General features: G+C 71.0%; 16 protein-coding genes. 7 read left to right on the top strand and 9 right to left on the bottom strand.

Annotated elements, in window-relative coordinates; all coding sequences use genetic code 11:
• Positions 1-33: 33 nt before the first annotated feature.
• The 3 genes from R4I43_RS23605 to R4I43_RS23595 all read right to left on the bottom strand — a co-directional run bounded on the left by R4I43_RS23605 (position 34) and on the right by R4I43_RS23595 (position 2,266).
• Complete coding sequence (locus tag R4I43_RS23605; protein ID WP_324267871.1) at positions 34-1,314, bottom strand: acyl-CoA dehydrogenase family protein; 1,281 nt, start codon at positions 1,312-1,314, stop codon at positions 34-36.
• Between the two features lie 126 nt (positions 1,315-1,440).
• Positions 1,441-1,731 carry a hypothetical protein gene (locus tag R4I43_RS23600; protein WP_324267870.1) on the bottom strand — a complete coding sequence of 97 codons (291 nt, stop codon included), beginning with the start codon at positions 1,729-1,731 and terminating at the stop codon, positions 1,441-1,443.
• A gap of 106 nt (positions 1,732-1,837) precedes the next feature.
• Positions 1,838-2,266, bottom strand: a complete 429-nt coding sequence (locus R4I43_RS23595) for a protein-tyrosine phosphatase family protein (RefSeq protein ID WP_324267869.1) — start codon at positions 2,264-2,266, stop codon at positions 1,838-1,840.
• Positions 2,267-2,380: 114 nt separating this feature from the next.
• Between R4I43_RS23595 and R4I43_RS23590 the strand changes: the two genes are divergently transcribed.
• Entirely contained in the window at positions 2,381-3,937 is a 1,557-nt protein-coding gene (locus R4I43_RS23590; protein WP_324267868.1) for an AMP-binding protein, read from the top strand.
• A 173-nt stretch (positions 3,938-4,110) separates the two neighbouring features.
• Here R4I43_RS23590 and R4I43_RS23585 read toward each other — a convergent pair whose 3' ends face one another.
• Genes R4I43_RS23585 through rhaI form a run of 3 tightly spaced genes read right to left on the bottom strand, consistent with a single transcriptional unit; the run spans position 4,111 to position 8,833 of the window.
• The gene (locus R4I43_RS23585) at positions 4,111-5,568 is read right to left on the bottom strand and encodes a rhamnulokinase (protein ID WP_324267867.1); all 1,458 of its coding nucleotides are present in this window, start codon (positions 5,566-5,568) and stop codon (positions 4,111-4,113) included.
• A gap of 13 nt (positions 5,569-5,581) precedes the next feature.
• Positions 5,582-7,624 carry a bifunctional aldolase/short-chain dehydrogenase gene (locus tag R4I43_RS23580; RefSeq protein ID WP_324267866.1) on the bottom strand — a complete coding sequence of 681 codons (2,043 nt, stop codon included), beginning with the start codon at positions 7,622-7,624 and terminating at the stop codon, positions 5,582-5,584.
• Between the two features lie 42 nt (positions 7,625-7,666).
• Complete coding sequence (gene rhaI, locus R4I43_RS23575; protein WP_324267865.1) at positions 7,667-8,833, bottom strand: L-rhamnose isomerase; 1,167 nt, start codon at positions 8,831-8,833, stop codon at positions 7,667-7,669.
• 146 nt (positions 8,834-8,979) lie between these two features.
• On the opposite strand from rhaI, the gene R4I43_RS23570 reads away from it, so the two are divergent.
• Both R4I43_RS23570 and R4I43_RS23565 read left to right on the top strand, forming a co-directional pair.
• Positions 8,980-9,972, top strand: coding sequence for a LacI family DNA-binding transcriptional regulator (locus tag R4I43_RS23570; RefSeq protein WP_324267864.1), 993 nt, complete (start codon positions 8,980-8,982; stop codon positions 9,970-9,972).
• Positions 9,973-10,114: 142 nt separating this feature from the next.
• Entirely contained in the window at positions 10,115-10,429 is a 315-nt protein-coding gene (locus tag R4I43_RS23565; protein WP_324267940.1) for an L-rhamnose mutarotase, read from the top strand.
• A gap of 216 nt (positions 10,430-10,645) precedes the next feature.
• On the opposite strand, the gene R4I43_RS23560 is transcribed toward R4I43_RS23565, so the two are convergent.
• The gene (locus R4I43_RS23560; RefSeq protein ID WP_324267863.1) at positions 10,646-11,428 is read right to left on the bottom strand and encodes a maleylpyruvate isomerase family mycothiol-dependent enzyme; all 783 of its coding nucleotides are present in this window, start codon (positions 11,426-11,428) and stop codon (positions 10,646-10,648) included.
• Positions 11,429-11,512: 84 nt separating this feature from the next.
• On the opposite strand from R4I43_RS23560, the gene R4I43_RS23555 reads away from it, so the two are divergent.
• The 3 genes from R4I43_RS23555 to R4I43_RS23545 all read left to right on the top strand — a co-directional run bounded on the left by R4I43_RS23555 (position 11,513) and on the right by R4I43_RS23545 (position 14,580).
• Positions 11,513-12,691, top strand: a complete 1,179-nt coding sequence (locus R4I43_RS23555) for an MFS transporter (protein ID WP_324267862.1) — start codon at positions 11,513-11,515, stop codon at positions 12,689-12,691.
• Between the two features lie 63 nt (positions 12,692-12,754).
• The gene (locus R4I43_RS23550) at positions 12,755-13,183 is read left to right on the top strand and encodes a MaoC family dehydratase (RefSeq protein ID WP_324267861.1); all 429 of its coding nucleotides are present in this window, start codon (positions 12,755-12,757) and stop codon (positions 13,181-13,183) included.
• A 245-nt stretch (positions 13,184-13,428) separates the two neighbouring features.
• The gene (locus R4I43_RS23545; RefSeq protein ID WP_324267939.1) at positions 13,429-14,580 is read left to right on the top strand and encodes a 5-methyltetrahydropteroyltriglutamate--homocysteine S-methyltransferase; all 1,152 of its coding nucleotides are present in this window, start codon (positions 13,429-13,431) and stop codon (positions 14,578-14,580) included.
• A 161-nt stretch (positions 14,581-14,741) separates the two neighbouring features.
• Here R4I43_RS23545 and R4I43_RS23540 read toward each other — a convergent pair whose 3' ends face one another.
• Together R4I43_RS23540 and R4I43_RS23535 are read right to left on the bottom strand one after the other, a co-directional pair.
• Positions 14,742-14,936, bottom strand: coding sequence for a ferredoxin (locus R4I43_RS23540; protein WP_324267860.1), 195 nt, complete (start codon positions 14,934-14,936; stop codon positions 14,742-14,744).
• A 31-nt stretch (positions 14,937-14,967) separates the two neighbouring features.
• Positions 14,968-16,191, bottom strand: a complete 1,224-nt coding sequence (locus R4I43_RS23535) for a cytochrome P450 (RefSeq protein ID WP_324267859.1) — start codon at positions 16,189-16,191, stop codon at positions 14,968-14,970.
• 125 nt (positions 16,192-16,316) lie between these two features.
• Between R4I43_RS23535 and R4I43_RS23530 the strand changes: the two genes are divergently transcribed.
• Positions 16,317-17,774: an MFS transporter gene (locus R4I43_RS23530; protein ID WP_324267858.1), complete on the top strand. Its 1,458-nt coding sequence runs from the start codon at positions 16,317-16,319 to the stop codon at positions 17,772-17,774.
• Positions 17,775-17,791: the final 17 nt, after the last annotated feature.

Genomic DNA, 17,791 nt, shown 5'->3' with positions numbered 1-17,791 from the left:
CACCCATTTCGGTCGTTTCGGGATGAACCGACGCTATGGAGCGGAGATGACGTCCCGGCGAACCCCAGGCGGCTTCAGAGCGGACTCTTGCGCCAACCGAAGTGGATCTGCGCGAACTTGGCCGCACTCCACCGGTATTGGGCCGAGATGTGCCCCCGGTACATCGAAACGTCCCGGAAGTAGCGCTCCATCGGATGACCACCGCGCCCCGCCGACGACCCGGCCGAGCGGTACAGCAGCCCCACCGCCTCGCTGGCCAGCTCCCCGGCGCGCTTGGATCATCCCGTAGAGCCGGGCGTCCTTGGCCATGGTGAACGGCTCGCCGCGTTCCACCAGGTCGCGGCAGTGCTCCAGGTACTGGTCGCAGACCCGGATGACGATGCCCTCGGCCGCGTCGGTCATGCTCAGCGCCATCCCGAAGTCGGCCTGGTGGTGCGGGTCCTCCCAGCGCAGCTCGAACGGCGGGAGCGTCGCCGGGCGGGTGGAGATGATGTGCTGGTACTCGTCCAGCGCCGCCTTGGCCGCGCCCACCATCGGGGTCACCAGCGCCAGGTGGAAGAACGCCGCCACCGGACCGAGGTACATCGGGTTGCCGTGCAGCCGGTTGCCGGCCGAGGGCTCGTCGTAGTCGTGGTCCATCCAGTCGAAGACGCTGGTCAGGTGCTCCGGCACGAAGACGTCCTCGACCGCCACCGAGTTCGACCCGCTGGCCCGCAGACCGAGGACGCCCGGCCCCTTCCAGTCGTCGAGCACCCGCACCTGCTCGCGCGGGATGATCGCCGCGATCCGCACGGGCTGGCCGTCAGGTCCCTCGCTGCCCGCGACCACCGCGTTGACCGTCACGAACACCGAGTACGGCACCCCGGACTGGTACTGCGAGGTGCCGGTCAGCCGGTAACCGCCGCTGGTGCGGGTCGCCTCGATGTTGCCCGCGACGCTGTGCGAGGAGCGGAAGTAGCCGGCAGGGTTGCCGAACACCTCGTCCTGGGCCTGTTCCGACCAGTGCGCGGCCGTGGTCAGGTTGTGGTTGTGGCCGAGGCTGTAGCACCAGCCCGTCGCCGGGTCCCCGCGCGAGATCTCCACGACCACCCGCGCGTAGGCCGACAGGTCGAGCTCCAGGCCGCCGTAGCGCTTCGGCGTGAGGATCCGGTAGAGGTCGGCGTCGCGCAGCGCCTGGTGCACGTCCTCGCCGTAGTGACCGCGGGCTTCGGCCTCGTCCTGCTGGGCGCGCAGCATCGGGCGGAGCTGCTCCGCGCGGCGCACGAGCTCACGAGGGGTGGGTTCGGTGACGACGGGCTGCTCTGTCAGATCCACGGCTGCTCACCTTCGACCTCGACGTCCCGGTGCAGTGGCGATTCCGTCGTACCACTGCGTCACCCGTACCGGACACCGAACTTCCACGACGCCGAAGGGGAGGGGGAGCTGAGGCGGTGAGGTGCCTCAGCTCCCGGCGAGCTGGTCGAACCCGGCGCGCAGGTCGTCGAAGTTCATCACGGGGTGGACGTCGATCTCGGCGTCCAGGTTGGAGAAGAACGGGTCGAGCATCGACACCAGCTGGGACTCATCGGTGAGGTCGCAGATGAACAGGGCCGTCCGCCGGCCGTCCTGCGGCAGGAAGTAGGAGGCCTCGGGCTTGAGCTGCTCGTGCGCCCGCTGCAACGCCGTGCGCATCGAACCGTCCGCGACGGCGCTGTTGGCCGCCTGCAGACCCGGCCTGATCCTGATGAGCATGCGCATGATCGTCGCCCCCTGGGGTCTCCGCGCCGGAGCACCGAGCCCCGACAAACGCAGTCTCGTCGCCATCGGCCGCGACCGGACCAGTCGAAAGTCCCGCGCCTCAGGTCCCGAAAACGCGGACGTAGCGACGCTGCCAGGGGGTTTCGACGGCGCTGGGGTGGTAGTGGGCGCGGACGTAGGCGACGGCGTCGCCCGGTGGGACGCCGTCGAGGACCGCCAAGCAGGCCAGCGCCGTGCCGGTGCGGCCGCGCCCACCCGCGCAGGCGAGCTCGACGCGCTCGTCGGCCGCGCGCAGCCAGGCCTCGCGGAACGCGTCGGCGGCGTCGACGCGGTCGCTGGGCAGCCAGAAGTCCGGCCACCGCACCCACCGCGCATCCCACTCGACGGCCGCGGGGCGACGGCCCACCAGGTGCAGCGCGAATTCGGGCCGCGGGCCGTCGGGGACCGGGTGGCGCAGGCCGCGGCCGCGAACCCGCTTGCCCGACGGCAACGTCACCACGCCGGGCGCTCCGGCGTCCCAACCACCCATGCCACGAGTTCTACCAACCCCGGACCTTCCGCTGCGCGATATCCCCGTTGTCCCGGCGCGGCCTCGGGGTCGAACCTCGGCTGGTGGTGCGCGACAGAGCGGGAGGTCGGCGGAGTGGACGTCTCCTTCGGAACGCTGTGGGAAGCGATCGCCGAGCGGATGCCCGACGCGGTCGCGATCTCCGAGCCCGGGTTCGATCGCGACTACGCCGAGTTCGAGCGGCGGGCGGCCAGGCTCGCCGGTGCGATGGCCGGAGCCGGGATCCGGGCGGGGGACGCCGTCGCCTGCTACCTGCACAACGGCGCGGCCTACCTGGAGACCGTGTTCGCGGCGTTCAAGCTCGGTGCCGTCCCGGTCAACGTCAACTACCGCTACACGCGCCACGAGCTCGCCGAGCTGCTCACCGACGCGGACGCGAAAGCGCTGGTGTTCAGCGCCGAACTCGCCGGCAACATCGTCGACCTGCCGCCCATGCGGCTGGTCGTGGGCACCGACGAGCTCGACGAACTGCTGGCGGCGACACCGCCGCGCCCGCCTGAGCCGCGGCCCGGGACCGATGAGCTGTTCATGTACACCGGCGGCACCACCGGCAAGCCCAAGGGCGTGGTCTGGCGGCTCTCCGACCTGCTGAACTCCCTGCTGGTGCCCATCTTCCGGCCGTTGGGCGTTCCCGAGCTTCCCGCGACGCTCGCGGAGGCGGTGCGGATCGCGGAGCAAAGCGGGGACCAGGCGCCGCGCACGATGCCCGTCGTCCCGCTGATGCACGGCACCGGGTTGTTCAACTCGATGGGTGCGCTGCTGGTCGGCGGCCGGGTGGTGACCACGCGGCCGGGTGGGCTCGACGCCGAGCACGTGTGGCGGCGGGTCGCCGAGCAGCGGGTGAGCACGCTCATCGTGGCGGGCAACGCCGTCGGCCGGCCGCTGGTGGACGAGCTGGTGCGCGCGGACGGCGTCGGGGCGCCGCACGACCTGGGCTCGCTTCGGTCGGTGATCAGCTCGGGCACGGCCTTCAGCGACGAGCTCAAGCGGGCCCTGCACGAACGCGCGGAGGTGACCGTGTTCGACGCGATCGCCTCCAGCGAAGGCGGGCCGTTCGCCTTCGCGGTGACCTCGTCGGTGCACGACCTGCCGTCGCGGTTCTTCCCGGTCCCCGGCACCAGGGTGATCACGCCCGACGGGGCGGACGTCGAACCCGGGGAAACCGGTGTGCTGGCCTACAGCGGGCCGATGCCGCTGGGCTACCACGACGACGCCGCCAAGACCGCCGCGACCTTCCGCGACATCGACGGCCGACGCCACACGATCCCCGGTGACCTGGCGCACCTCGAAGCCGACGGTGCGATCCGGTTCCTGGGGCGCGGCTCCAGCGTGATCAACACCGGTGGCGAGAAGGTGCACCCGCCCGAGGTCGAGGAAGTCCTGCTGGAGCACCCGGACGTCACCGACTGCGTCGTCCTCGGCCTGCCCGACGACCACTGGGGCGAACGCGTCGCCGCCCTGGTCGCGACGACCTCCCCGGACCTCACCGCAGCGGACCTCCAGGCCTGGGCCCGCCGCACCCTCGCGGGCCACAAGATCCCGCGCCAGCTCACCTTCCGCCCCGAACTCCCCAGAACCCCCGCGGGCAAGCTCGAACTGGCCCGCGCCAAGGCACTCCTCGACAACCCCTGACCCGGCACGACACCACCGCACCGTCCCAGCCCTCCCGACCCAGCGGGGCCGAATTCGAATTTCGCGCGAAATTCGACTCCTGCGCCGAAGCCTCGAACTTCGCGCGAAATTCGAAATTCTTCACCCGGGAGGGTGGCGGGGCTGCAGGTGCGGGGCTCTGGTGTGAGGTGCGGTCAGGGGGTTGGTCTGGTGGGGAGGCGGGATTCGGCTTCGTCCCAGGGGGTCGTGGTTCCTCGCGGGGTGTAGTGGTCGAGGTGGTGGGAGGCGGCGATGATCCGGCGGATCTCGGCCAGGTCCGCGACGTGGCCCGCGGCTCTGGCCTGCACCAGGAGGTTTCCGGTCGCCGTGGCCTCGACCGGGCCGGCGACCACCGGGGCGCCGAGGGCGTCGGCGGTGAGCTGGCAGAGGAGTTCGTTGCGGGCCCCGCCGCCGACGAGGTGCACGACGTCGACCTCCCGGTCGGAAAGCCGCGCGGCCTCGCGGACGGCGCGGCGGTGGGCCAGGGCGAGGCTTTCGAGGATGCAGCGCACCAGCGCACCGCGCGTGGGCGGAACCGGCTGATCGGTTTCGCGGCAGGCCTCGGCGATGCGGGCCGGCATGTCCCCGGGCGCCAGGAACCGGGTGTCCTCGGCGTCCACGACCGCCGCCAGCGGTTCGGCCCGGGCCGCCTCGGCGAGCAGACCCGGCAGGTCTTCCGAGGTCAGGCCCCAGGTGCGCAGGCTCTCCTGGAGCAGCCACAGTCCCATGATGTTGCGCAGGAAGCGGACCGTGCCGTCGACGCCGAGCTCGTTGGTGAAGTTGGCGCGGCGGGCTTGCTCGGTGAGCACCGGCGCGGACAGCTCGACACCGGTCAGCGACCAGGTCCCGGTGCACACGTAGGCGAAGTTCGGCGTCCGCGCGGGAACGCCGACCACCGCCGAGGCCGTGTCGTGCGAGCCGACCGCCACCACCGACGTCCCGGTCGAACCGGTCGCTTCGGCGACCGGCGGCAGCAGCTCGCCCACGACGTCGCCGGGCTTGCGCAGCGCGGGCAGCAGCGACGGGTCGATGCCCGCGGCCCGCGCCAGCTCCGGCGACCACTCGTGCGTGCGCGGGTCCAGCAGACCGGTGGTGGAGGCGTTGGTCAGCTCCGCCCCCACCTGCCCGGTCAGCCAGTACCCGATCAGGTCGGGGATCAGCAGCAGCGCCTCCGCCGACTCCAGCGCCGCGCCCTTCGCCGCAGCGAGCTGGAAGATCGTGTTGAACGGCAGGAACTGCAAACCGTTGCGGGCGAACAACTCCGGAGCGCCGAACGAGTCCACGAAGGACTTCGCGACCGCATCGGTCCGCGAGTCCCGGTAGTGGAACGGCTCGCCCAGCAGCGAACCCGAACCGTCGATCAACCCGTAGTCGACCGCCCAGGAATCCACCCCGACCGACACCGGCCCGCCGGCCGCGCGCAACCCGGTGAGGACCTCCCGGAACAACCCGACCGCGTCCCAGTGCAACCCGTCCGGCAGCGGCACCGGTCCGTTGGCGAACCGGTGCACCTCGGTGGTCTCCAGCCGCCCGGCGGCGAGCCGTCCGAGGACGACCCGCCCGCTCGAGGCGCCCAGGTCCACCGCCGCGAACGTCGGTGACTCCGTCGTCATCCGCCCTCTCCCCTCAGCGCAGGAACGCCGCGGCGACACCCGCGTCGACCGGCACGTGCAACCCGGTGGTGTGCGTGAGGTCCCCGCCCACCAGCGCGAACACGGCCGCGGCGACGTGCTCGGGCAGCACCTCGCGCTTGAGGATGGTGCGCTGGGCGTAGAACTCGCCGAGCTTGTCCTCCTCCACGCCGTAGACCTTCGCGCGCTGCGCGCCCCAGCCCCCGGCGAAGATGCCCGACCCGCGCACCACGCCGTCGGGGTTGACGCCGTTGACGCGGATGCCGTGCTCGCCCAGCTCGGCGGCCAGCAACCGCACCTGGTGGGCCTGGTCGGCCTTCGTGGCGCCGTAGGCGACGTTGTTCGGCCCCGCGAACACCGAGTTCTTGCTGGCGATGTAGACGATGTCGCCGCCCATGCCCTGGGCGATCATCAGCCGCGCGGCTTCCCGCGAGGCCAGGAACGAGCCGCGCGCCATCACGTCGTGCTGCAGGTCCCAGTCGGCCACCGTCGTCTCCAGCAGCGGCTTGGAGATCGACAGCCCGGCGTTGTTGACCAGCAGGTCCACGCCGCCGAAGGCCAGTGCCCCGGCCCGGAAGGCGTCGGCGACCTGATCCTCGTCGGTGACGTCGACGCGCACCGCGACCGCCTTGTCCGGCCCGCCGAGCTCGTCGGCCACCGCCTGGGCGTTGTCGAGGTCGAGATCGGCCAGCACCACGCACGCGCCGTCGGCCGAAAGCCGTTGCGCCGTGGCCTTCCCAATACCCGAACCGGCTCCGGTCACCAGCGCGACGCGCGTGGCCAGCGGCTTGGGCTTGGGCATCCGGGCGAGCTTGGCCTCCTCCAGAGCCCAGTACTCGATGCGGAACTTCTCCGACTCGTCGATCGGCTGGTAGGTCGAGATGGCCTCGGCGCCGCGCATCACGTTGATCGCGTTGCGGTAGAACTCGGCGGCCACGCGCGCGGTCTGCTTGTCCTTGCCGAAGGAGAACATCCCGATGCCCGGCACCAGCACGATCGCCGGGTCCGCGCCGCGCATCGCGGGCGAGTCCGGCTCGGCGAAGCGCTCGTAGTAGGCGCGGTAGTCCTCCCGGTAGCTCTCGTGGAGCCCCTGGAGCCGGGCCACGACCTCGTCGAGGTCGGAGTTGGGCTTGAGGTCGAGCACCAGCGGCCGGACCTTGGTGCGCAGGAAGTGGTCCGGGCACGAGGTGCCCAGCGCTGCCAGCCGCGGGTGGTTCTCGCGCGCCAGGAACTCCAGCACCTCCGGCGCGTCGTCGAAGTGCCCGACCTGCGGGCGGTCGGTCGAGGCCAGACCGCGGATCACCGGAGCCAGCTCGGCCGCCCGCCGCCTGCGCTGCTCCTCCGGCAGCGGCTCGAAGCCCTCGATGACCGGACCGAACGGTTCGGGCTTGCCGCGCTCGGCGATGAACTTCTCGGCGGTGCGGATGATGTGCAGGGAGTTGCGCTGGCACTCATCGCTGGTGGCGCCCCACGCGGTGATGCCGTGGCCGCCCAGGACCACGCCGATGGCCTGCGGGTTCGCCGCCTTGATCGCGGCGATGTCCAGGCCCAGCTGGAAACCGGGGCGCCGCCACGGAACCCACGCGACCTGGTCGCCGAAGCACTCCTCGGTCAGCGCCTCGCCCTCGGCGGCCGTGGCCAGCGCGATACCGGCGTCGGGGTGCAGGTGGTCGATGTGAGTGGCCTCGACCAGGCCGTGCATGGCGGTGTCGATCGACGGCGCCGCGCCGCCCTTGCCGTGCAGGCAGTAGTCGAAGGCACCGACCATCTCGTCCTCGCGGTCCACCCCGGGGTAGACGTCGACCAGCGCCCGCAGCCGGTCCAACCGCAGCACCGCCAGCCCGGCCTCGGTCAGCGTGCCCAGGTCACCACCGGAACCCTTGACCCACATCAGCGGGACGTCGCCGCCGGTCACCGGATCGGTCTCGGTCGCCTTGGCGGAAGCGTTGCCGCCGGCGTAGTTGGTGTTGCGGGGATCCGCGCCCAGTTCGTGCGAACGGGCAAGCAGCGCAGCCACTTCGGGATGCGTCGAGCTCATGGCAAACCTCTCGGTGCGTTGGGAAGTTCGGGAACTCCGGGTTCAGGCGCCCCAGCCGGCGGGGGTTCCGTCCTTGCGGGAAGCGATGATCTTCTCCGCGTAGCCGGAGCGGTGGTAGGCCGCGATGGGGTGGGGGTCGACGCCCATGTCCTCGCGGAGCTCGGCCAGCAGCGGGCGGACGTCGGTGTTGTAGGCGTCCATCAGCACGGCGTTGGCGCCGAGGACGTCGCCCTCGCGCTGCGCTGCGGCGAGCGCGTCACCGTCGACCAGCAGGGCCTTGGCGGTGGCTTCCTGGACGTTGAGCACCGAGCGGATCAGGGCCGGGATCTTCGGCTCCAGGTTGTGGCACTGGTCGAGCATGAACGCCACGTTCGCCGAGTCCTCCAGCGCACCGGCGCGCACGATCTCGTGCATGATCCGGAACAGCTGGAACGGGTCGGCGGCACCGACCATCAGGTCGTCGTCGGCGTAGAAGCGGCTGTTGAAGTGGAAACCGCCGAGCCGACCGCGCCCGAGCAGGAACGCCACGATGAACTCGATGTTGGTGCCCGGCGCGTGGTGCCCGGTGTCGACCAGCACCTGCGCCCGCTCGCCCAGGTCCAGGCAGTGGGCGTAGGAGGTGCCCCAGTCCGGGACGTCGGTGGCGTAGAAGGCGGGCTCGAAGAACTTGTACTCCAGCAGCATCCGCTGGTTCTCACCGAGCCGGTCGTAGGCGACCCGCAGCGCCTCCGACAGCCGCTGCTGGCGCTCGGCGATGGAGTCCTGGCCGGGGTAGTTGAGGCCGTCGGCGAACCACAGGCTCAACGCGTCGGAGCCGGTCACATCCATGATGTCGACGCACTCCAGCAGTTGCCGCTGCGCCTTCTCGCGCACCGCCGGGTCGGGGTTGCAGATGCTGCCGAGCTTGTACTCGTCCTCCTGGAAGGTGTTCGGGTTGATCGCCCCCAGCTTCAGCCCGAGGGATTCGGCGTGAGCGCCCAGGGCGGCGTAGTCGTCGACCCGGTCCCACGGGATGTGCAGGGCGACGCTGGGCGCCACGCCGGTGAAGGCGTGCACCTGGGCGGCGTCGTCGAGCTTCTCGAACGGGTCGCGCGGAATGCCGTCCTGCAGGAAGGTCTTGAACCGCGTCCCGGAGTTGCCGTAGGCCCAGGAGGGGGTTTCGATCCGCTGCTTGCTCAACGCCGCTTTGACGGTCTTCTGGTCGGGCATCGTCGGCTCCAGTGCGCATCGCGGGCGGGACGCCGCCGCAGCCCCGGAGCGCCGCGGCGGTGCGTCGATGATTGAAACGTTTTAAACTTGGTTGTAGCGTAAGCTGCCGACGGAGCACGAGTCAACAAGCCGGTCGGAGACAACGGGTGACCACGAAGGAGCAGGGCCGAGTCAGCATCAAGGACGTCGCCGAGCGCGCCGGGGTGTCCATCGGCACCGTCTCCAACGTCGTCAACCGGCCCGATCGCGTCGCCGCGAGCACCCGCGACCGCGTCCAGGCCGCCATCGACGCCCTCGGCTACGTGCGCAGCGAATCGGCCCGGCACCTCCGCGCAGGTCGGAGCCGGATGATCGCGATGCTCGCGCTGGACATGACCAACCCGTTCTTCGCCGACGTCGCCCACGGCGCCGAGGAGGCGGCCACCGCCGACGGCCTGGGCGTGATGCTGTGCAGCAGCGGCCAGGACGCCGAGGTCGAATCGCTGTACCTGTCGCTGTTCGCCGAGCAGCGGGTGCGCGGCGTGCTGATCGCCCCCACCGCCGCCGGCAGCGTGGAGGTGCTTGCCCGCCAAGGCATCCCGCACGTCGTGGTGGACGGGAACGCGCGCGGGGCGGCCTGCTCGGTGTCGGTGGACGACGTCGTCGGCGGCGAGCTCGCCGCCCGCCACCTCGTCGAGGCCGGGCACCGGAGGATCGCCTACGTGACCGGGCCGCTCGACCTGCCGCAGTGCCGCGACCGGCGCATCGGCGCGTCCGAGGCGGCGGAGCTGGTGGTGCTGGAAACCCCGACGATGGACGTCGCAGGTGGCCGCGATGCCGGTTCCCGCCTGCTCGGGCTTCCGGACCGGCCCACGGCGGTGTTCTGCGCGAACGACCTGCTGGCGCTGGGCGTGCTGCAGGCGCTGTTCGCCGCGGGTGTGCGGGTGCCCGACGACCTCGCGCTGGTCGGCTACGACGACATCGAGTTCGCCGCCGCGGCCGCAGTCCCGCTGACCTCGGTGCGCCGACCGGCCCGCCGTCTCGGCCGCACCGCCGCGGACCTGCTGCTGCGCGAATCCGACGACTCCGCCCACCGCCACGAGCACATCGTCTACCAGCCGGAACTCGTCGTCCGGCGCTCCTCGCTGGCGCAGCCCTGACCCGGCTGGCCCCTTGACCGCGCGCTGCGCCGCTCTCTAGGGTGCATGCTGCGTAAAACGTTTCAAAAGCGCGGCCACGGGACTCCGGCGGAGCGGCCCCGGGGCTGGAGGGCAACGAGGAGGAGCAGCGGTGGGCCGAGCGATGCAGCGGATCTGCTTCGTCCTGCACGTCAAACCCGACAAGATCGACGAGTACCGGGAGCGGCACCGCGCGGTGTGGCCGGAGATGCGCCAGGCGCTGCACGACACCGGCTGGCGCAACTACTCGCTGTTCCTGCGCCCCGACGGGACCCTCATCGGATACCTGGAGTGCGAGGACTTCGACGCCTGCCGCGCGGCGATGGCCGAGAAGGACGTCAACACCCGGTGGCAGGCCCAGATGGGCGACCTCTTCGACGAGACCACCGCTCCCGACCAAGCGATGCGGCCCATCGAAGAGGTCTTCCACCTCGACTAGGGCTGTTGAAGAATGCGGCGGAGCCGCATTCTCTTCCACCACCCTGGCAGCTGGCACCGCGGTGCCCTCCCCTGCGGGGGATTTCTGAGCGGCTTCGTGGCGAGTACGCCGGGACGCCGCGTATTGACATGCTCAAGGAGCGGCGCGCGGAGTCCACGGAGCCGCTTAGGTTCCGCCACCCGCACCGCCAAGCAAAGCGACCACCATCAACGACTCCTAGATGGTGAAGGCGAGGTGCCTGACGATCTGCTGTCCGAGTGCCTCGTCGCCGTCGAAGGACACCGAGGGCAAAGCGGTTTCGGGGTCGACCCGGCCGCCGCAGAGCCGGGTGAATACCCCGCGCGGCAGCGCGATGCGGACCGTGGGCTCGCCGGGCAGGGACTCCACGACCTTCGCCCGGCCGTCCACCACGACGTGCAAGGCGCGGCCGCCGAGGTCGAAGGTGACGCTGGAGCCGTCCGGCGCACCACCGCGCTTGCCGACGACGAAGCCCAGCGCCGTGGTGATCTCGTCGATCGACAGCTCCGGTGGCTCTCCGTCCTCCCCGCCGGGCAGTCCGACGGCGTCGCGGATGTCCTGCTCGTGCATCCAGCAGTCGAACACCCGGATCCGCATGAACCGCGCGTAGGTGTCCTGGCCCGCGGGCGTCATCGCCAGGGCGTGGAAGTCCTCGTCGGACATCGACCGCAGCGAGGCCAGCCGCGCGGCCGTGGTCTCCCGGAACTTCGCCAGCACTTCGGCGTGCGAGTGCCCCCGGAAGTGCTCGACGTAGTGCTCGTTGCGCGCCCCGATGTCGTTGTGCACGTGCGGGTAGGAGGTGACGTCCGCACCGCTGTCCGGTGTCGGCTCGCCGCTGAGCATCAGCTCGGTGCCGATGAGGTGCGCGGCGATGTCGCGCACCCGCCAGCCCGGCAGCGGCGTGCCCCGCTCCCACTGCGCGTCGTCGAGCTCGGTGAGCAGCCGGTCCAGCGCGTCCCACTCGGCCGCGAGCGCGTTCACGATCCGTTCTCCGTCCAGCACGCCCCGACACAAGCACCCCGCGCCCGGAAGGTCAACCTGAGGCGGTGAGGCAGACTGCGGGGCATGCGTTCGGGTGTGCAGCGCGGCGCGATCGCCGTGGTCCAGGTGTTCGGGCTGGCAGTGTGGTTCTCCGTGTCCGCCGTGGTCCCCACGCTCCGCCAGGAGTGGGGGATCAGCACCGCGGCCGCGGTGTGGCTGACCGGATCGGTCCAGCTCGGATTCGTCGCCGGCGCCGTCGGATCCTCGTTGCTCAACCTCGCCGACCGGATCCGCCCGCACCTGCTGCTGGCCGCCAGCGCCGCTCTCGCCGCTGGGTGGACGCTGCTGCTCGCGGGCTTCGTCGACGGCATGGCCACCGCGATCCCGCTGCGCTTCCTGACGGGCATGTGCCTCGCCGGGGTGTACCCGGTCGGCATGAAGCTGATGGCGTCCTGGGCGCCCAGCCGGGGGCGGGGGCTGGCGATGGGGCTGCTGATCGCGGCGCTGACGGTCGGGTCCGCGCTGCCGCACCTCATCGGCGGGCTCGGCCAGCTGCCGTGGCGCGCCGTGCTGGTCGCCGCCGCCGGAACGGGGCTGCTCGGGGCGCTGGTGGCGGTGGTCGTGGTCCGTCCCGGTCCGCACCTGGCGGCGTCGGCGGGCGTGCACAACCCGCGCTACGCGCTGACCATGTTCGGCGAACGCGGTCCCCGGCTGGCCAACCTCGGCTACTTCGGGCACATGTGGGAGCTCTACGCGCTGTGGACGTGGATCCCGACGTTCTTGCTGGCCAGCGAGGCCGGGCGAGAACTGCCCGCCTCAACCGGGATCACCGTTTTCGTCACCATCGGCATCGCAGGCGCCCTCGGCTGCCTGCTCGGCGGCTGGGGCGCCGACCGCTACGGGCGATCCCCGGCGGCGGTGACCGCGCTGGTGATCAGCGGTGCCTGCTGCGCGCTTTCGCCGCTGGCCTTCGACGCCGGACCCGCCGTGCTGGTGGTGTTCTGCGTGGTGTGGGGCGCATCGGTGATCGCCGACTCCGGCGTGTTCTCCACCTCGCTCAGCGAGGCGGCCGACCCGCGCTTCGTGGGCACCGCGCTGACCGCGCAGACCGCGATCGGCTTCGGCCTGACGGTGGTGAGCATCCAGCTGGTCCCGCTGCTGGCCGCGGCCGTGGGCTGGCGGTTCGCGTTCCTGCTGCTGGCGCCCGGACCGCTCATCGGCGCGGTGGCGATGCGCAGGCTGGGATCGCGCCGGGCGCGGTGAGTGGAATCGCGCGGCCCGCGCTGGTACTCACGGGGAGGAATCCGAAGCGCAACGGAGGCATGGATGAGCGACGTGTGGCCGAACGGCAAACCCCAGGTCGGCGAGACCGCCGAGATGTCCCGCACCATCGGGCCCACCGACATCCGGCTGTTCACCGAGATCAGCGGTGACCGCAACCCGCTGCACTACGACGTCGAGGCCGCCGAGTCCTCCCAGTTCGGCGAGATCGTCGTGCAGGGCGGGGTGACCAGCGCGGTGCTCAACGCGGTCGTGGCCGAGAAGCTGCCCGGGCCGGGCACGGTGTTCCTCAACGTCAACTGGAACTTCACCGCCCCGGCGCGGCCCGGCGACACCCTCACCGGCCGGGTGCACGTCGACGAGGTCCGCGACGACAAGCCCATCACCAAGCTCACCACCACCGTCACCCGCGACGACGGCACGACCGTGCTGGAGGGCACTGCGGTCTGCTACACGATGGCCATGCCCGGTTGATCGCCGCAGGGTGGTTCTCGCCAGGGTTGACCAACGGACGTTGATCGTGGGCATTCCGGGCGAGAACCGCCCCCTGGCGAGCGACGTCGTCACGAGGTGAGACCCGCCGGGCTCTGCGACATTTGTCGCGGGGTGGCCGGGTCATCCGCCGAGCCGGTGGTGGGTCATCGCACCGACGATCCGGGGTCGTCGCGGGTGTTTGGATGCTGGTGCGGACAAGCGCACCGGCCGCGCCGGGCGAGTCGATGGAGAGTGGGAACACCGTGACGGGACCGGAAACGTCCAACGCCAAACCCCCGTTCCGCGCCGACCACGTCGGCAGCCTGCTGCGGCCGCAGCGGCTGCACCAGGCCAGGCAGGACCACGCCGAAGGGCGCATCGACGCCGCCGAACTGCGCGGCATCGAGGACGAGGCGATCCGCGAGGTCGTGAACGCGCAGCGCGACGTCGGGTTGAAGTCGGCCACCGACGGGGAGTTCCGCCGCGCCTACTGGCACCAGGACTTCATCCTGCAGCTCGACGGCATCCGGCAGGGCGACGCGACCACGACGGTGCGTTTCCAGAACGCCGACGGGGTCGTGGAGTGGCAGCCGGCCGCGCTGCAGATCGCGGGCAAGGTCGGGCTGTCCGAGCCGATCTTCCTCGACGCGTTCCAGCACCTCGCCTCGGTCACCGGCGAAGGGGTGACGCCGAAGCTGACCATCCCGTCGCCGAGCATGGTGCACTACCGGGGCGGCAAGACCGCGCTGGACCCGGCGATCTACCCGGACGTCGAGGAGTTCTGGAGCGACCTGTCCGCGGCCTACGCCGCCGAGGTCCGCGCCCTGGCCGACGCCGGCTGCACCTACCTGCAGCTCGACGACACCAGCCTGGCCTACCTCAACGACGAGAACCAGCGCGCGGCCATCGCCGAGCGCGGTGAGGACGCCGAGCACCAGCACCTGCGCTACATCAAGCAGATCAACGCCGCGCTGGCCGACCGCCCGGAGGGCATGGCCATCACCACCCACCTGTGCCGAGGGAACTACCGCTCGTCGTGGGTGGCCGAGGGCGGCTACGACTTCGTCGCCGAGGCGCTGTTCGGCGAGCTCGACGTCGACGGGTTCTTCCTGGAGTTCGACGACCACCGCTCCGGCGGTTTCGAGCCGCTGCGCTACGTGCCGAAGGGCAAGCGCGTCGTGCTCGGCCTGGTCACCACCAAGCGCGGCGAGCTGGAGAACAAGGACGACCTCAAGCGCCGGATCGAGGAGGCCACCAAGTACGTCGACCTCGACCAGCTCTGCCTGTCCCCGCAGTGCGGCTTCTCCTCCACGGTCGAGGGCAACGCCCTCACCTACGAAGACCAGATCGCCAAACTCCGCCTCGTCGTGGAAACAGCGGCCGAAGTCTGGACCTGACCAAGCCCGAAGACCCACCAGGGCCGAACACCGCCGTCATCGTCGCCCGGATCACCGCCGTGTTCACAGGACGGATCACCGCCGTAATCGTAGGACGGATTACCGCCGTAATCGGTGGACCGAAAACGGCGGTAATCCGTCCTGGGACAGTCTCGGTGGGCTCAGTCTTCGACTGTGATGGCCAGTGCCGGGCAGACGGCGGCGGCGTGGTGGACGTCGTCGGCTAGCTCCGGGCTGGGGGAGTCGGTGAGCAGGACGGCGATGCCGTCCTCGTCGCGCTGGTCGAAGACGTCCTCGGCGGCCATGACGCACTGGCCGGAGGCGACGCACTTGTCCTGGTCGATGGTGACCTTCATGGGTTTCCGCTCCGTGGTGGGGTTTTCGGGATTACCAGGTGATGGGCAGTTCGTAGACGCCGTAGACGGAACCGTTGTGCTTGAACGGGATCTCGTCGAGTCCGGCGGCCGCGCGCAGCGTCGGGATCCGCCGGTACAGCGTGCTGTAGACGACCTGCAGCTCCATCCGGGCCAGCGGCTGCCCGAGGCACTGGTGAACACCGAAGCCGAAGGCGACGTGCTTGCGGGCGTCGCGGGTGAGGTCGAGCGCGTCGGGGCGGTCGAAGACCTCCGGGTCGCGGTTGCCGATGTCGTTGGGCATGATCACGCCCTCGCCGGCGCGGATCAGCTGCCCGCCGACCTCGATGTCCTCCAGCGCGACCCGGCGGCGTCCGTTGTGCGTGATGTGCAGGTAGCGCAACATCTCCTCGACCGCGCCCGCCACGAACTTCGGGTCGTCGGTCTCGCGCAGCAGCGCGAGCTGCTCGGGGTGCTCCAGCAGCGCAAGCGTGCCCAGCGCGATCATGTTGGCGGTGGTCTCGTGCCCGGCGATGAGCAGCAGCACGCCCATCTGCGCGACCTCGGAGCGCTCCAGCTCGCCGGCCTCCACCCGCGCGCAGAGGCCGGAAAGCAGGTCGTCGCCGGGGTTTTCGAGCTTGCGGCCGACGAGGTCGTCGAGGTAGCGGTTGAGGTTGTCCATCGCCACGCCGCGCTGCTCGGGCGTGGCGTCGCGGCGGATGATGACCTTGCTGTTGTCCTGGAAGAACTCGTGGTCGGCGTAGGGGACGCCGAGCAGCTCGCAGATCACCAGCGACGGCACCGGAAGCGCGAACGCCTCGACCAGGTCCACCGGTTTGGGCCCGGCGAGCATCGCGTCGATCTGGTCGTCGACGATCTTCTGCACCGCCGGACGCATCGCTTCGATGCGCTTGACGGTGAACGGCGCGGTCACCATCCGGCGCAGCCGCGCGTGCTCGGGGTCGTCCATCAGGATGAAGCTGATCTTCGAGCCGCCGGGCTGCGCGGGCACGCCGCGCGGGTAGCCGGGGTTGTCGGCGTCGGAGCTGATGCGCGGGTCGGCGAGCACGGCCCGCTGGTCGGCGTAGCGGGTGACCAGCCACGGCGTGGTCCCGTCGGCGAGCCGCACGCGGTGGACGGGTGCCTCCTCCTGGAGGTCCCTCAGCCTCGGTGGCGGGTCGAAGGGGCAGCCCGGCGCGCGCGTCATCGGGTACTCGGGGATCTCCGCCTCGTCGGCCGAGGGCAGCGTGTTGGTCATGCCGACCTTTCCCTTGTGATCTTGGTCGTACCAATTCGAAAGTAACTCCGCCGACTGGATTAAGTCAACTGACTGAATTAGGGTGTCCGGGACATGTCCGGCCACGAGCGAGAGGTTCCCCGAGCATGCGAGCAATTCCCGGCAGGGCGGAGGAACCCGCTGCTCATGGGGAGGAGAAGTCCAACCTGGTCGTCCTGGTGCTGGCCTTCGCCGGCATCTCGGTCGCGATGACCCAGACCACGGTCATCCCGCTGGTGCCGATGCTGCCCGGGCTGCTGCACGCCTCCGCCGCCGACACCGCCTGGGCGGTCACCGCCACGCTGCTGGCCGGTGCCGTGGCCACCCCGGTCGTCGGACGCCTCGGCGACATGTTCGGCAAGCGCCGGATGCTGCTGATCAGCCTCGCGATGCTCATCGCCGGCTCGGCGATCTGCGGGCTCAGCGCCTCGCTGCCGATGATCGTGGTCGGCCGCATCATGCAGGGCCTGTCCTCCGGCGTCATCGCGCTGGGCATCAGCATCATGCGCGACGAGCTGCCCGCCGAACGGCTCGGCTCGGCCACCTCGCTGATGAGCGCCTCGCTCGGCGTCGGCGGTGCGCTGGGGCTTCCCGCCGCCGCGTTCCTGGCCGAGCGCACCGACTGGCACGTGCTGTTCTGGACCTCGGCCGCGCTCGGCGCGCTGGCCACCGCGCTGGTGGTGCGGTTCGTGCCGGAATCTCCGGTGCGCTCGGGCGGTCGCTTCGACCCCGTCGGCGCGCTGGGGCTCTCGGCGGGACTGATCTGCCTGCTGCTGGTGGTGTCCAAGGGCGCGAGCTGGGGCTGGGGGAGCGCCACCGCGCTCGGTCTCGCCGCAGCCGCCGTCGTGGTGTTCGCCGCGTGGGGCTGGTGGGAGCTGCGCATCGCCGAACCGCTGGTGGACCTGCGCACCACCAGCCGCCGCCAGGTGCTGCTGACCAACATCGCCTCGGCGGTGTTCGGATTCGCCATGTTCGCCCAGTCCCTGGTCTTCCCGCAGGTCCTGCAGCTGCCCACCGGCACCGGCTACGGCCTGGGGCAGACGATGCTCGCCGTCGGCCTGGTGATGGCGCCCTCGGGTCTGGTGATGATGGCGATGTCTCCGGTGTCAGCGCGGATCTCCCGCTCCCGAGGCCCGAAGATCACGCTGATGACCGGAGCCGTGGTGGTGGCCGCCGGGTACGGGATCGGCGTGGTGTTCCTGTCGCAGCTGTGGCAGCTGGTCGTCGTCTCCAGCATCATCGGCGCGGGCATCGGCCTGGCCTACGGCGCGATGCCCGCGCTGATCATGGCCGCCGTCCCGGTGTCGGATACCGCCGCGGCCAACAGCCTCAACACGCTGATGCGCTCCATCGGCACGTCGGTGTCCAGCGCCGTGGCCGGGGCCGTGCTGGCGCAGCTGACCACCGACTTCGGGCCGACGACCGTGCCCTCGCAGGCCGGCTTCCAGGTGATCATGGCCATCGGCTGCCTGGCCGCGCTGATCGCCCTGATCATCGCCGCGTTCCTGCCCGCCAGGGACAAGCCCGTCGGGGCGGTGCTGATCACCGCGCGCGCCGCGCGCTGAAATCGGTTGCGGGTGGT

The sequence above is a fragment of the Saccharopolyspora mangrovi genome, assembly GCF_035320975.1.
GTDB classification, from domain to species: domain Bacteria; phylum Actinomycetota; class Actinomycetes; order Mycobacteriales; family Pseudonocardiaceae; genus Saccharopolyspora; species Saccharopolyspora mangrovi.
Note: the sequence above shows the minus strand (reverse complement) of the source record. Positions and strands in the feature narration are given on the sequence as shown.

Bases quoted from the DNA above. Each gene is read 5' to 3' on its own strand.
- R4I43_RS23585 (WP_324267867.1), bottom strand. From the start codon at position 5,568: ATGACGACGGAGTCACCGACGTTCGCGGCGGTGGACCTGGGCGCCTCG.
- R4I43_RS23535 (WP_324267859.1), bottom strand. From the start codon at position 16,191: ATGACCAACACGCTGCCCTCGGCCGACGAGGCGGAGATCCCCGAGTAC.
- R4I43_RS23580 (WP_324267866.1), bottom strand. From the start codon at position 7,624: ATGAGCTCGACGCATCCCGAAGTGGCTGCGCTGCTTGCCCGTTCGCAC.
- R4I43_RS23540 (WP_324267860.1), bottom strand. From the start codon at position 14,936: ATGAAGGTCACCATCGACCAGGACAAGTGCGTCGCCTCCGGCCAGTGC.
- rhaI (WP_324267865.1), bottom strand. From the start codon at position 8,833: ATGCCCGACCAGAAGACCGTCAAAGCGGCGTTGAGCAAGCAGCGGATC.
- R4I43_RS23545 (WP_324267939.1), top strand. From the start codon at position 13,429: ATGGAGAGTGGGAACACCGTGACGGGACCGGAAACGTCCAACGCCAAA.
- R4I43_RS23555 (WP_324267862.1), top strand. From the start codon at position 11,513: ATGCGTTCGGGTGTGCAGCGCGGCGCGATCGCCGTGGTCCAGGTGTTC.
- R4I43_RS23530 (WP_324267858.1), top strand. From the start codon at position 16,317: ATGCGAGCAATTCCCGGCAGGGCGGAGGAACCCGCTGCTCATGGGGAG.
- R4I43_RS23600 (WP_324267870.1), bottom strand. From the start codon at position 1,731: ATGCTCATCAGGATCAGGCCGGGTCTGCAGGCGGCCAACAGCGCCGTC.
- R4I43_RS23565 (WP_324267940.1), top strand. From the start codon at position 10,115: ATGCAGCGGATCTGCTTCGTCCTGCACGTCAAACCCGACAAGATCGAC.
- R4I43_RS23550 (WP_324267861.1), top strand. From the start codon at position 12,755: ATGAGCGACGTGTGGCCGAACGGCAAACCCCAGGTCGGCGAGACCGCC.
- R4I43_RS23595 (WP_324267869.1), bottom strand. From the start codon at position 2,266: ATGGGTGGTTGGGACGCCGGAGCGCCCGGCGTGGTGACGTTGCCGTCG.